General features: G+C 28.3%; 12 protein-coding genes. 8 read left to right on the plus strand and 4 right to left on the minus strand.

From position 1 onward, the window contains the following. The first annotated feature begins 52 nt into the window (after positions 1–52). The 3 genes from BMUR_RS10390 (at position 53) to BMUR_RS10400 (ending at position 2,857) form a co-directional block, all read left to right on the plus strand. Positions 53–739 carry a potassium channel family protein gene (locus BMUR_RS10390; RefSeq protein ID WP_013114515.1) on the plus strand — a complete coding sequence of 229 codons (687 nt, stop codon included), beginning with the start codon at positions 53–55 and terminating at the stop codon, positions 737–739. Between the two features lie 2 nt (positions 740–741). Further along, on the plus strand, positions 742–957 hold the full coding sequence (locus tag BMUR_RS10395; RefSeq protein ID WP_013114516.1) for a DUF2905 domain-containing protein: 216 nt from the start codon (positions 742–744) through the stop codon (positions 955–957). Positions 958–1,165: 208 nt separating this feature from the next. Then, positions 1,166–2,857: a phospho-sugar mutase gene (locus BMUR_RS10400; RefSeq protein ID WP_013114517.1), complete on the plus strand. Its 1,692-nt coding sequence runs from the start codon at positions 1,166–1,168 to the stop codon at positions 2,855–2,857. Positions 2,858–3,280: 423 nt separating this feature from the next. On the opposite strand, the gene recG is transcribed toward BMUR_RS10400, so the two are convergent. Then, a complete protein-coding gene (gene recG / locus BMUR_RS10405) occupies positions 3,281–5,371 on the minus strand; it encodes an ATP-dependent DNA helicase RecG (protein WP_013114518.1) in 2,091 nt (696 codons plus the stop codon). A gap of 22 nt (positions 5,372–5,393) precedes the next feature. Continuing rightward, a complete protein-coding gene (locus BMUR_RS10410; RefSeq protein WP_013114519.1) occupies positions 5,394–5,873 on the minus strand; it encodes a YkvA family protein in 480 nt (159 codons plus the stop codon). A gap of 142 nt (positions 5,874–6,015) precedes the next feature. Between BMUR_RS10410 and BMUR_RS10415 the strand changes: the two genes are divergently transcribed. Continuing rightward, positions 6,016–6,774 (plus strand): PilZ domain-containing protein, encoded by a 759-nt coding sequence (locus BMUR_RS10415; protein WP_013114520.1) that lies wholly within the window; start codon positions 6,016–6,018, stop codon positions 6,772–6,774. Next, positions 6,755–7,360, plus strand: coding sequence for a 5-formyltetrahydrofolate cyclo-ligase (locus tag BMUR_RS10420; RefSeq protein WP_013114521.1), 606 nt, complete (start codon positions 6,755–6,757; stop codon positions 7,358–7,360). Before BMUR_RS10415 ends, BMUR_RS10420 begins: the two co-directional genes overlap by 20 nt. Before the next feature lie 15 nt (positions 7,361–7,375). On the opposite strand, the gene BMUR_RS10425 is transcribed toward BMUR_RS10420, so the two are convergent. Together BMUR_RS10425 and BMUR_RS10430 are read right to left on the minus strand one after the other, a co-directional pair. Beyond that, positions 7,376–7,888 carry a chemotaxis protein CheW gene (locus BMUR_RS10425; protein WP_013114522.1) on the minus strand — a complete coding sequence of 171 codons (513 nt, stop codon included), beginning with the start codon at positions 7,886–7,888 and terminating at the stop codon, positions 7,376–7,378. A gap of 738 nt (positions 7,889–8,626) precedes the next feature. Beyond that, positions 8,627–9,811: a cation:proton antiporter gene (locus BMUR_RS10430; protein ID WP_013114523.1), complete on the minus strand. Its 1,185-nt coding sequence runs from the start codon at positions 9,809–9,811 to the stop codon at positions 8,627–8,629. Positions 9,812–10,275: 464 nt separating this feature from the next. On the opposite strand from BMUR_RS10430, the gene BMUR_RS10435 reads away from it, so the two are divergent. From BMUR_RS10435 to BMUR_RS10445, 3 genes are all read left to right on the plus strand, one after another. Next, the gene (locus BMUR_RS10435; protein ID WP_013114524.1) at positions 10,276–11,466 is read left to right on the plus strand and encodes a hypothetical protein; all 1,191 of its coding nucleotides are present in this window, start codon (positions 10,276–10,278) and stop codon (positions 11,464–11,466) included. Positions 11,467–11,486: 20 nt separating this feature from the next. Continuing rightward, positions 11,487–12,209, plus strand: a complete 723-nt coding sequence (locus BMUR_RS10440; protein ID WP_013114525.1) for a hypothetical protein — start codon at positions 11,487–11,489, stop codon at positions 12,207–12,209. 132 nt (positions 12,210–12,341) lie between these two features. Beyond that, positions 12,342–14,348 carry an ankyrin repeat domain-containing protein gene (locus tag BMUR_RS10445; RefSeq protein WP_013114526.1) on the plus strand — a complete coding sequence of 669 codons (2,007 nt, stop codon included), beginning with the start codon at positions 12,342–12,344 and terminating at the stop codon, positions 14,346–14,348. Positions 14,349–14,414 lie beyond the last annotated feature (66 nt).

The raw sequence follows: 14,414 nt of genomic DNA on the forward strand, positions 1-14,414 counted from the left end.
TTTTTATATTATTCTATAATAAATTAATTAAATAATATATAGGGGTATTAAGATGCTGCAGTATGCCGTTATAGGTGTAGGAACTTTAGGTAAGGCTTTGATTAACAGGCTTATGACAAAACCTTCCATTGAAGTATTTGCTATAGATAATGATATTAACGAAATAGAAGCTATAAAAAATAATGTAACTCAGGCTATGAGACTAGATTCTACTCAGAAAGAGGCATTAGAGGCTATTGAAATTAATAAATTTGATGCTGTTATACTTACGATAGGTGAAGATATGATGACAAGCATATTAACTGCTTTGCTTTTAAAAGAACTTAATGTTAAAAATATTATAGCCAGATACTCAAATGAAAAGCATAAGGCAATACTAAGTATGATAGGCATAACGCATTTGGTAAGCCCTGAAGAATCTATGGGTATACATATAGCAGAGCAGCTTGAAGTAGGCGATACTGTTTTGCTTTATGATTTAACAGAATATCATTCTATAGTGGAGTTTCCTGTTCATGGAGGATTGGCTGGAAAGAATTTTAAAGAGCTTGATCTTAGAAAGAAATATAAAATTAATGTTGTAGCAATAAAAAAAGAGACGGTTGGTATATTGGGGGAAAAAAAGGTTGTTGTAGACTGTACTCCAGATCCTGATGAGCCTATGGTAGAAGGCGATATATTAATTATTGCAGGGCATGATAAAGATATAGAAAAAATGAATAAAAAGATGTCTGAATAATAATGAATACTCAGTTTGCTAAGATTTTTATAGTTATAGGAATAATATTTGTAGTTATAGGCGTACTTTTTTTGCTTAATATAAAAATTCCTTTCGGTAAACTTCCCGGTGATATAGTAATAAAAAAAGAGAATTTTACTTTTGCATTTCCTCTTATGACAAGTATTATAGCTAGTATTGTGCTTTCTTTTATAATGTGGCTCATTTCTAAATCCTGATAGTTATTTTGCTATATTACTAAACATGTACCAATAGTATCAGCTTAAAAACTTGAAATTATTTTTACTAGTATATCATATGGAAATCAATAAAAAGCATTATATCAAAAATCTAATTAAATAAAAACATAATATTTTTAACTTGATTATATACTTTTTGTATACTATAATTTATATATAGAATTTTTAAAAATTAGAGGTGTGTATAATGGAACAAGAAGTAAAAGCAAGAATTGATTCATGGCTTAATGGTCCTTATGATGAAGAAACAAAGAAAGAAATTAAAGCATTATTAGATTCAGGAAATGAAAAAGAATTAACCGATGCATTTTACCGAGATTTAGAGTTTGGTACTGGCGGACTTAGGGGAATAATGGGAGTTGGTACTAACAGAATGAATAAATATACTGTAGGAGTTGCCACTCAGGGACTTGCTAATTATATATTAAAGCAAGGAGGAAGCGATTATAAAGTTGCCATAGGATATGACTCAAGAAATAATTCTGATGTATTTTCAAAAGCTGCTGCTGAGATACTTTCTTCAAACGGAATAAAAGTTTATTTATATGATGATATTCACCCTATTTCGCTTCTTTCTTATGCTGTAAGAAGTTTAGACTGCATTGCTGGAATAGTTGTTACTGCAAGTCATAACCCTAAAGAATATAACGGATATAAAGTTTATTGGACTGACGGAGCTCAGGTTATACCGCCTCATGATAAAAATATAATAGATGAAGTGTTAAAAGTTAAGCCGGAAGAAGTAAAAATGGGAGACGCTTCAAAAATTACTATAATAGGAAAGGATATTGAAGATAAATACATGAATGATTTGATGGGGTATTTAGTTAATCCGGATATCATCAAAAAACATCATGATATAAAAATAGTTTATACTCCTATTCATGGTTCTGGATACAAAATGGTTCCTATGGCATTAAGAAAAGCAGGATTCACAAATCTGACAACATTAGAAGGTGCTCAGCCTCCTAATGGAAATTTCCCTACAGTTGAATCTCCTAACCCAGAAAATCCTGAAGCATTGCAGATAGCTGTTAATAAAGCAAAAGAAATAGGTGCTGAACTTGTTATGGGTACTGATCCAGACTGCGACAGAATGGGATGTGCTCTGCTTACTAAAGACGGAAGTTATATGTATCTTACTGGTAATCAAATAGGATCCATAATGGCATACTACCTCATTACAAACAAAAAAAATATTAAAAATCCATATATAGTAAAAACAATAGTAACTACTGAACTAGCTAGGGCTATTGCTGATGCTAATAATGTTAAGATTTATGATGTGCTTACTGGCTTTAAATGGATTGCTGATGTTATAGAAAGAGATAAAGAAGGAACATATTTATTCGGATTTGAAGAGAGTTTCGGTTACTGTATAAATTCAAATGTACGCGATAAAGACGGTGTTAGTTCTTGTTTGATGCTTGCTGAAGTACTTGCTTACTGTAAAGATAATAACATTACTTTAGCTGATTATTTAGAAAGTATTTATGAAAAATATGGATACTTCTATGAAGAGACTATATCAATTACAAAAAAAGGTGCTGACGGAGCTAAAGCTATAGCTGATTTAATGACTTACTACAGAAACAATTTACCTAAAGAAATTTCAGGCGTTCAAGTAGAGACTATAAGCGACTATGAGAAAAAAGAAGTTTATGATAATACAGGTAAAAAAATAAAAGATATTACTCTGCCAAAATCTAATGTTCTTCAATACATACTCGCAGATAAAACAAAAATTACTATAAGACCTTCTGGTACTGAGCCTAAAATAAAATTCTATTTTGAAGTTTGCGTAAAAGAAAGTAAAGATAAGAGACTTAATATAGCAAGAGAAAAAGTAGCTAATTTCAAAAAGTTTATCAAAGAATAATTTATATATAATTAACTAAACACAAAAAGCCTCATTATTTAATGGGGCTTTTATATATTTTTAACTTTATTCTAACTCCCCGCCCATTTTAGTTTGTAATTTTTATTTGTTATTATTGTATTATTTTTCTTTATTAATTTTTACTGTTATTATGACGCCCGCCCTAGCTTTATTTTAGGTTACAATCTTCACAACGCACGCAGAGTGAAATTATAAAATATAAGTTAATTTTGAATTCTAATTTTAATTATATATAAAATTCAGCTAACCGTGCGTAGATAAAGATTTTTAAATTTAATAAACGCTTGGGTGGGTGCCATAATTTTTAATTAGACTATAAAAATAATAAAAATTAAGATTTTAAAATAAAACAATAAAATATAAAGGGTGGGGTATGAGAATAAAATTTTTAAAATATGAAAATTATTCATCTTTCACTATTCTTGATTTTAGATAATTAGCTTTCAATATAAATGCTTCATTTTCTCTATAAAAAGTTTCTTTTGATATTTCGTCTTTAAGTAAAGAACGCATTTCATCTTTAGCCTTACGCATTATCTCTTTATCTTTTATTATGTTTCCAAGTTTAAAATCTGGAAGTCCGCTTTGCTTATCTCCTAAAAACTCTCCAGCCCCTCTCAATTCCAAATCTTTTTCTGATATTTTAAATCCGTCAGTAGTTTCGCATATTATATTAATTCTCTCTTTTATAATGTCATTAAGCTCGCTGTGAAGTATAAGATAGCAATATCCTAATTTGTCGCCTCTTCCCACTCGTCCGCGTAATTGGTGAAGCTGAGATAAACCAAAACGCTCTGCACCTTCTATAAGTATTGTTGTAGCATTTGGGTTATCAATACCCACTTCTATTACAGTAGTTGAAAATAGCACTTTTATTTCACCGCTTGCAAATCTATTCATTATATATTCTTTCTCTTCATCTTTCATTTTTCCATGTATTATTTCTATTTGGGTATCTGAGAAGTATGTTTCTTTTGCCCTCTGAAACTCGCTTGAAAGAGTAATAAAACTAGAATCATTATTTTCTATTAGAGGAAAAACAACATATCCCTGTTCTCCTTTTGATATTCTGTTTTTTAAGAATTTGTAGCAATGATCTCTTTCATAAAGCTCTTTATACTTAGTAAGCACACCTTTTCTTGAACTAGGAAGAGTTTTTATAATAGACAGATCTAATTCTCCAAATAATGTTAATGCAAGTGACTGAGGAATAGGAGTGGCAGTCATAAGAAGATAATCAACATTTTTACCCTTTGATAATAATTTATTTCTTTGGGCAACTCCAAATCTCTGCTGTTCGTCTACTATTGCATAAGAAAGATTTTTAAATATTACTTCATCATATATAATAGAATGCGTTCCTACTAATATATTGCTTTTACCTTCTCTAAGTCTTTTTAATAAATATCCTCTTTCACTTTGACTTACAGAAGATGTTAGTATATCTATTTTAATAGTATCTTCAAGTCCTGCCAATTTAATAAGTTTCTTAAAAGTATTATAATGCTGCAATGCTAATATTTCAGTAGGTGCTAAAAATGCTGTCTGAAATCCAGATTCTGCTGGTATTAATGCAGTTAAAAATGCCACTATAGTTTTGCCAGCTCCAACATCTCCTTGAAGAAGCCTGAACATTTGCTTTTTGGAAAATAAATCGTTTTTTATTTCTTCTATAGCATTTAATTGATCTTCAGTAAGTTCAAAAGGAAGAGCAGATTTTACTTTTTCAAGCATAGTTGAAGAATTATATCTTTCATCTTTTATTAAAATATTAGGTCTTCTCTCACTTAAATGTATATACTGAAAAGTTAAAAACTCTTCAAAAATTAAACTCTCTCTAGCCTCATCAAGAGCTTCAAATGATGTAGGAAAATGCATCTCTATAATGGAGGAAACAAAACTTTTAAGCCTGTATTTTTTTTTTATCATGTTTGGAATATCATACTTCATGTTCTTTTCAAATACTTCAAGCTCATCTACAATCAAAGTTCTTAATTTTTTTTGCGAAAGCCCTTCAGTAAGAGGGTATATTGGAACTATCTTTCCGTATGATAATGCATTTGAAGAAGGCTTTTCAAACTCAGTCATTCTGCATTGAAGTTTCCCCCTGTTTCCTCTTACAAACTTTCCAGTTAAATATAATTTAGCACCTTTAGCAACTCCTGCAGGAAGTCTTCCGCCGTAAATAGGTACTTCGCATATTGCAGCCCCATCGGTAACTATAACTAAAGGCTTATTTTTATACTGAAAATTAAAAGAGGATATATCAAGAACTTCTACATATACAACAGAAGTTTTTTCTTTATTTTCTAATGCTTCATGAAGTTTCAGAGTTTTTCTTCTGTCATCATAGTCTCTTGGAAAAAAAGCTATTAAATCATATAGTGTTATTATTCCTTTTTTTGCCAATATTTCTGCGTATTTAGGACCTACACCTTTTGAAAATTTAATGCTTTTAGTAAAAATTTCTTTGCTGTAATCGCTTTTTTGCAAGACTTCGTTTTCCTATTATATTTTATTTATCATTATCATCGATTATTTTATATTCTACTTCAGTAGCCGAATTATTTTCATCTGCTTTATTTTCTATAATTTCAGATGTATCAGTATTATCTTCGCCGTATTTCCAAGCTTTGTATTTATTTAAATCTTCAGAGAAATATTTTAAGCATAGTCCTATTATAAAAGCATCGTCCAGCAATCCAGCTATAGGTATAATATCAGGTATTGCATCTATTGGCATTATAATATATATCAAAGCTCCTGCTATTGAAGCAATAGTTTTCCAAGGTATATTTTTATAGTTTCCGTTAATGTAATCTCCTATCATATCTATCATTAATTGTATTTTATCTAAAAATTTAGAAAGATGTGCTGATGATGAGAGATTTAGTATTTCTTTTGATTTAGCAAATATAGATTTAAGTTTATCTAATGTAATGTCTAATGAGAATTTATCCCATAATTCTTTTGCTTTATTTTTCATATCACTCATAAAATCCCCCTGTCAAAATTATACATTTTCCGTATATTATAACATATAAACAAAAATTAGTGTTATATTTTTTGCTGAAAATATTGCATAAATAATAAATTATGTTATACTTAAAAGTAAGTATTGACAGGAGTTTAATAAAATGGATAAAGAACAAGCAAAAGGCGTTATAATAGAAAATGATCCTTCTATCTTAAATAAATACAAAACAGCTTTTAATGATAAAATTAGTATAAGCAGTTTTACAGATACTAATTCATCTTTAGCATACATTATAGAAAATAATTTGAATATATACTTTTATATAATTAGATATAATGAATCAGAAAAGGATAGTATTAAATTTTTTACTGATAAAATAAGAAAGATAAATCCGCAAATAAGATTAGTACTTACTGATATATCTGATGACTTTAATGCTGAAAACTACCCTAATGCCTTGACTTTCCCTAAAAATACTGATATAAGTACAATAGTACATGCTATTACCACTGAAATATCTAATAATGCAGAAGATACTTCCAAAAGAAGAAGGCAATATTCAAGAGTAAATTGGCCTTTAAATGTTATTATAGCTTATAAAGATAAAATTAGAGGTACAATAGATAGAAATATACTTTCTATAAGCGGTAATGGTGCTTATATATCTTCTGATACTAATATACCAGATAAAGGTGATATGCTTGGTCTTACAATATCTTTCAAAGATTTTAAACTCTTTACTGAAGCTAAGGTAGTTTGGATTAATAATGATAATCAAAAACCTGATTTGCCTAAAGGTTTTGCTGTGCAGTTTATTGATATAGGTATGGCTTCACAAAAAATTATTGACCAAATTATCCGTGATAAACTATTACAGGAAATATTAGTAGAATTTAAAGATGAGAACTTCTCTTCATAATGATTCTGATATAAAAGAAGCTAAACAATTAATAAGAACTTCTTTTAAATTTATTAGAAATAATTTAGATGCCTCTTTTATAGAAACTAAAAGTAATATTATTTTTAAAAAGTTTAAAAATATAGTTAATATTAGTAAATTTACTTCTATATGTGTATATATTGACTTTAATCATGAAGTACAAACTCAAAAAATCATTCAGTATGCAATGAATAATAACATCAAAGTATCTGTTCCATTTCTAGTAGATGCTCATAATATGAAATTAAAATATATTAGTGATTATAATAAAGATATCAATAGAAATACTAGATTTGGTAATGGAGAACCTTTTGAATACTGCCGGGACTGCAGTATTGATGAGGTTTCTATGTTTATTATACCCGCACTAGCATTTGATGAGAAATGCAATAGGCTAGGATTTGGAAATGGATATTATGATAATATCTTGAAAATAAATAAAAATGCCCTCAGAATAGGTCTGGCTTATGATTATCAAATACTGCCATCTATACCAAAAGATGATAATGATGAAATATTGGATATTATTATAAGCGAAAGTAAAGTAATAACAGCTATTTTTTAATTAATTATCTTTTACTTATTTCTCTTCCTCATCAGAATCATCATCTTCATCTGTAGTAAATAGTTTTTCCAAATCAAGAACAACCAACAATTTGTCTTCTAATTTACCTACACCTTTAATATATTTCTGACCTATACCGGAAAGCATAGGAGGAGGCGGCTGAATATCAGAATTAGAAATAGATACTACTTTAGAAATGGAGTCTATAATAATACCCATATCAACATCTTCTATTTTTACAATGATAATACCAGTATTTTTATCACCTTCGGTTTCTTCTAAATGAAATCTTTTCTTTAAATCTATGATAGGTATAATATTTCCGCGTAAATTTATTACACCTTCTACAAAATCTGGGGCATTAGGTATAAGAGTAATCTTTTCCATTTTGATTATTTCTTTTGCCTGCATAATATCTATAGCATATTCGCCGCTGCCTAGTCTAAAGGTAACAAGGTTGGTACTATCTTCAACATCAGCTCTGCTTTCTGTACTTTCTGCAGGTTGTTGCTCTAGCTGTTCTGCCATTTAAAATGCCTCCATTTGTATTTACGAGTTAATTTATTATCGGAAATAATTTTTTAATATTTTATAATATAACAAAATATTTGCAATTATAAAAATTAAATATGATATTAATTACCTGTATTATTTTATGTTATTTTTACCTAAAAGTCAATAATTTTTAATGTTATGATAACATACTTAATTTTATTTTTTATTGTAATGTGTAATTATGAACAATATCTTAAACTTATTTAAGAACTATTTTAATTATTCTTTACAGCAATTAAAATATGATGATTTATAGTATGTTATTATTGTCTGCTCATTTATTTCCGCCTTGTTAAACGTATAAGTATTTTTATATAGAGCTGATATAAAAATAAGCAGATTAAAGTAAGATAAAAAAGGAGGTATAAATATTTCTTACAATAAAAAATAAACTGGATTTTAATCACTGAATAATTTGAAATTGATGATTTATTAAATTATAGAATACTACGGATTAATTTTATATATGTTAAAAGTTTGTACTAAAAATTTTTAAATTTGTCACTGATGCACTTTTATAGAATTATCAATTTTTTTGATGCAGCTTTACCAAAGTTTATACTGGCACCTGTGTAGTCAGGCTAGTCCCAACAAATAAGTAAAATTTAAAAATTTTTAGTATATATTTAAACAACTATAATTTGCAAAAAGATTATGATTTAAAATTAATCAAAACATAATAACTAATTTTTAAACAAATTTAAAAAATAACTATTCATGCTCTAATAATCTTTTATAAAAAAACTCTATTGCAAAAGCTCCGAGAGGGGCAGTTATAAGTATTGCAAGTACAGCTATAGTGAGTATAATTTCGCCAGATGAAAAGCCTAAAGATAAAGGAATTGAGCCTATCGCAGCCTGTACAGTTGCTTTCGGACAGTAGGCAATCATGCTAAATATTTTTTCTTTTTTATTTAGATTAGTTTTTATTAGAGAAATTAAAACTCCAAGCATTCTAAAGATTAATACAGCAAATATGAGTAAAATACCAGTAAATCCAGTATTGAGAGCATATTTTATATTAACAGCAGCACCTACAAGTACAAAAAGTATAATTTCGGCAGCTACCCAAAGTTTGGAATATTTTAAAGAAAGCCTCTTTGATAATTCTGGTCTTTTAGTTTTTAAAAATGCTCCTACACTCATAACAGCAAGAAGACCAGAAAATCCTATAATACCATTAAAAAATTTTGAGTTTTCTATTGTTACAAGTATAAATGATATGGACAATATTATAACCACTTTGGCACTGTCTCTTATATGAAAGCGTGAGAAAAGTTTTGTGAGTATTAATGCTATTATAACACCTATTAAAAGCCCCAATATTATAGAAGTAGGTATTTTCATAAAATTAAGTACCGAAACACTTCCTCCTTTAACTAAAGAAGTAAAAGAAGCAAATAACACTATTACAAATATATCATCAACAGAAGCTCCAGCCATAAGTAATTGCGGTATACTTTTATTAGTGCCATATCTTTCATCAATAAGTTTAAGCATTTTAGGAACAAGTACAGCTGGTGAAACAGCAGCAACAACAGAACCCATTAAAGCTGCTTCAAATAAAGTAATATTAAAAAGTCTCGGAGCTATTAAAACCATTCCTATTATTTCAAAACTTGCAGGGAGAAAACACATTAGTATTGCAGGACGTCCTACCTTTTTTAAATCTTCTATATTAAGATTAAGACCAGCACGTGTAAGTATTATAATAAGAGCCAATTCTCTTAAATCGGCAGATATTGAAAGTATTGAACTATCTAATAAATTCAAACAATATGGACCTAATATAATTCCGGTTATAATAAGTCCTAAAAGAGATGGAAGTTTTAATGAAGAAAATATTTTTCCTAAAAGCATTCCGCATAAAAATATTAATGCCAAACTAAGAAGCATAAGATTAATCCTTTTTAATTATATTTGATTTTTTAAGATTTGATAAAATATAAAACCGCTGTCTGCAATTTATAATTTTTTATTAAAGATATACTTATCTTTAATAACTTAAAAAATCATAAAATTTGCAGAAGTCATCAGCTTTTATATTTTATAGTGAATAATATTAAGCGGTTTGATTATTTTTTTATTTAAATCTATTAAAATAAATAAAATAATCTAAGGAGACCTCATTCCTTATTTGTATTAATCATTTTATCATAATTATTTTTTATTTCAAATTTTTTGATACTTTACAATTGATTTTTATATTTTATTATGATATTATTTTTTGTAAATGGTGTTTTTTATATAAAAGTATTAAATATATTGTTTGCTATTTGTGTTTTTATAATATTTTTTGTGTCATAAAAATATAAATAGGAGTTTTTTTATGAGAAAAACCAAATTTACTTACTTACTTAATGATATTTTTAGTATTATTTAATTTTTACGCCTGTACAAAGCAGTCAGCTGTAAATCCTATTAATACACCAAATGTTATACCGCAAAGAACTTTAGAAATAGCATTTGCTTATGATAATAATAATATCGTTAAAAATAAAACTACTAATGTATTAATGCAGTTAGAAGATGATGACAGCGGATTTTATATGTTTTCTACAAAAAAAGATGATAAAGATTATGCAGCATATTTAATTGATGCTAAAAATAATTCTTCTATATCAATGTATTATGAAAATGGTTCTTTGTTTCCATATAAAATAATGCTGGTTCAAGATAATGAATCTTTAGTTGGATATACTTCAAAGCACCGTAAAGACAGTCAAAACTTCGATATTATTTGGTATTCAGAAGGCGGATATGGTGAAACTGTAAAAAATATACCTTTAAAAAACTCTATATATGATCATAGTTCGAGTATAGGAGTTGATTCAGATACTGATTATCAAATAAAAACTATAAAAATCAGTCTTCGAATATCAGAAGCTATTAATAATTATGTTGATAATAATGATACAGTTAAGCCTATGGCTAGGTCGTTATTTAACTCTTTTTCTAATTTTTGGAAAAAAGTATTTTCTGCTATAGTAATAGTAGTTGCTGTAGTAATTGCTGTTTTTGTACCTCCGCTAGCTCCTGCTATGGTAGAAGTTATAACTAATACTATAGAGTATATGCAAGTTATTGATATAAAAGCAGCAGAAGAAGATAAAAATGCAGCAGCTTCTGGGCTGAAAAAACTATTTATATCAAAAGCGGTCAATAATATTTCAGAAGTTAATTTATATCAAAATAATGATGAAATACGTCTTGATAAATTAGGAGACATTTTTTATATATTTTTTGATGTTACAGAAGCTGAGCTTGATAAATTTAAAATTAAAGCTACAATGGAAAATGAAGCTAATGGATGTAATCTTATAAATACTTATTATAAAATATGGTATAATGGTGAAACTATAAAAGTTAATGAGAAAAATATTTTGTTTGATGAACAAAAATTAAATAATAATCAGGATTTTTCTCTAAAAATAGAAAAAATGTATAATGACAGCGGAAATAATAACATATATATAGATATTGAGGTTGGTGCTAATACTATGATCAATAGTGAAGCATTATCTTCATTTAGATTAATATTAAAACCTTAATATGTAAAAAAGGATAATTTATGAAAAATATACTAATAATGTTATTGATATTTTCAAATATAGCATTAGCCTCTTCCTTTGAATTTGATTTTTCTGTTTCTTCAGGAGCTACATTTGATTTCAGCTATAATAAAGGATATCTTTTCAAAAAAAGTTTAGATGGTTTCAGATTAGGTTCAGGGTTTTCATTAAGCATATTGCTGTCATTGGGCAGAAATGATGAAATTAATAATAATATTTTAACCAGTATAAGCAGTATGATTGAAACAGGGTATAATTATTATATGAGGGAGAGAATGGGTAGTAAAGATTATTATACTGATGACGGATATTATATATATGATTATCATAGTATTATTTTAGGATATTTGCTTAGACTAAATTTTCACAATAAAGTTTCTTTAGGTATAGGAGGAGGAATTTTTATTCCTTTATACAGTACAGCTAATAAACAAGATTATTCGTTTGGACTTGGCGATTATAGAGATATGACAGAGTTTAATCAAAAAAATATTGCTTTTATGTATAAACTTCCTTTTATGCCTTATGTAAAATTAAATGTTGTAAGATATTTCTATTTTTCAGACAGATGGTCTTTTAAGATAGGAGGAAATTTAATATACAATTTTGGTATGGAGCTTGATAATTATAGATTAGGTTTTTATAATGTATATAGTAAATATAATTTTTCTTCTTTTGCTGCGGAGCTTTATTTGGGTATTTCTTTCGGAAGGGCTAAGTAATAATTAATCAGTAATGTTTATAATGATATCAAGTGCATTAAAATTTTCTGTATAATTTTTTTATTGTACTTGATATTTATTTATTATCTAATATACTTATTACTGATAATTTATAAAATTGGAGTATCAGAAGTGAAACGTATTAAATTTTTAGCTATATTCTTAACTTTTAGTTATTCTATATTCGCATTAACAACAAATGAAACTAGCTTGTTTAATGCTATTAATGAAAAAAACGCAGATAATGTATCGAATATATTATCTAATTCTATGGATATAGATATAAATGTGTTGGACGGGGAAGGGTATACTCCTTTACATAGAGCAATTTATAATAGAGATTTAAACACTGTAAATACTTTGCTTCAAGATGAAAATATAAATGTTAATTCCAAACTAGATATGAAGGTAAGCATAGACGGCTGGTATTTGGGCGGTGCAAGTCCTTTGATTTTAGCTTCATATATAGGCGATGCAAATATAGTTAAGGCTTTGCTTGATAATAATGCTAATATTAAAGCTAAAGATGATGTTGATGGAAGTATGGCTATACATATGGCATCAGCTAATGGGAATAATGAAGTAATAGCAATACTTTTGGAGAAAGATCCTACTACAATAAATGATACAGATAATAGAGGAAATACTCCTTTGCATTGGGCTTCTATGAAAGATAAGCCAGACACAGTTAAATTATTAATGGAAAATGGTGCGGATATAGAAGCAAAAGATGCAGACGGCTGGACGGCTCTTCATTATGCAGCTGCTTTCTCTTCACTTCAGACCGTTCAGGCTCTTGTTGATTTGGGTGCTGATAAAGAGAGTTTAACTAAAGACGGAAATACTCCTCTATATTATGCAAGACGTGATGATGTGAAAAATTATTTAACTGGTAATATAGCAAGAGAGGACGCTGATGATGAAACTGCTGCTGCTGATAATAATACAGAAGAAAATGCAGCAGAAGAAACTCAAGATGAAGTGGTTCAGGCAGATGCGGGAGAAACTATAGATGAAAATATGCAAGGCGAAATAGCTGAAGAGTCCGTTCCAGAACAGAATGCTGCTGCTGTATATGATACTGAAAATAATAATGAACAAAAACCTCTTGATGTTAAACAGCTTGAACTTTTAGTTGCTGTAAAAGATTATGATATAATAGCTATAAATACTTTAATAAAAGAAGGAGTTAATCCTAACTTCGTAGATGAAAACGGATATTCTCCTTTGCATTTAGCTGTTATCAATAATAGCCTAGATTCTGTAGAGGCTTTGCTTTCTTATAAAGACATAAATAAAGAGGTAAAACTACCTTATGAAGCTACTTTGGATAATTGGTATTTGGGCGGAGCTACTCCTTTAATAACTGCTTCATACATAGGAAATGCTGATATAATGTATACTCTTATAGAGGCTGGATGTGATATAAGAGCAAGAGATGATATAGACGGAGCTATGCCTGTACATGTGGCTTCTGCTAATGGGAATGATGACGCTTTAATATTATTATTAGAAAAAGATAAAACATTGGTTAATGAAACAGACAATAATGGAAATGACACTCCTTTGCATTGGGCTTCTATGAAAGATAATCCTTCTACAGTTCTTGTACTTTTAAAATATGGTGCTGATACAAAAATACAAAACTCTGATGGTAATACGGCACTTCATTATGCAGCAATGTATGCTTCTTCTGATGTTATAAAAAATATAGTTTCTTCTGATAAATCAAGTGTTAATATAGCTAACAATGAAGGTATGTACCCTATACATTATGCTGCTTTGGAAGATAATTCTGATGCTTTAGTATCTTTAGTTCAGGACGGAGGAGCTGATGTTAATATAAAAGACTCTACTGGAGATACAGCTTTACATTATTCAGCTGCTTACGGAAATATGGATAGCGTTATGGCATTGGTAGAAAAATGTAATGCTGATAAAAATATAAAAGATGGAGACGGTTATACAGCTGCTGATTTGGCTTATGATAATGGATATGAAAATATAGCTTCTTATTTGAGAGGTGATTCTAAGTATATACCTGAAAATAATAACAATACTACTACTAATGATGATAAAAAAGAATTAGTTCTTCCAGAATATATAAGAAAACCAGATTTAAATAAAAAATGGTGGTAATTATCATTATATTATAATTGTGTACTAAATAGGCTTGAGATTATTATAAATTTCATGCCTATTTTT

Source organism: Brachyspira murdochii DSM 12563 (assembly GCF_000092845.1).
Taxonomy (GTDB): Bacteria; Spirochaetota; Brachyspiria; order Brachyspirales; family Brachyspiraceae; genus Brachyspira; species Brachyspira murdochii.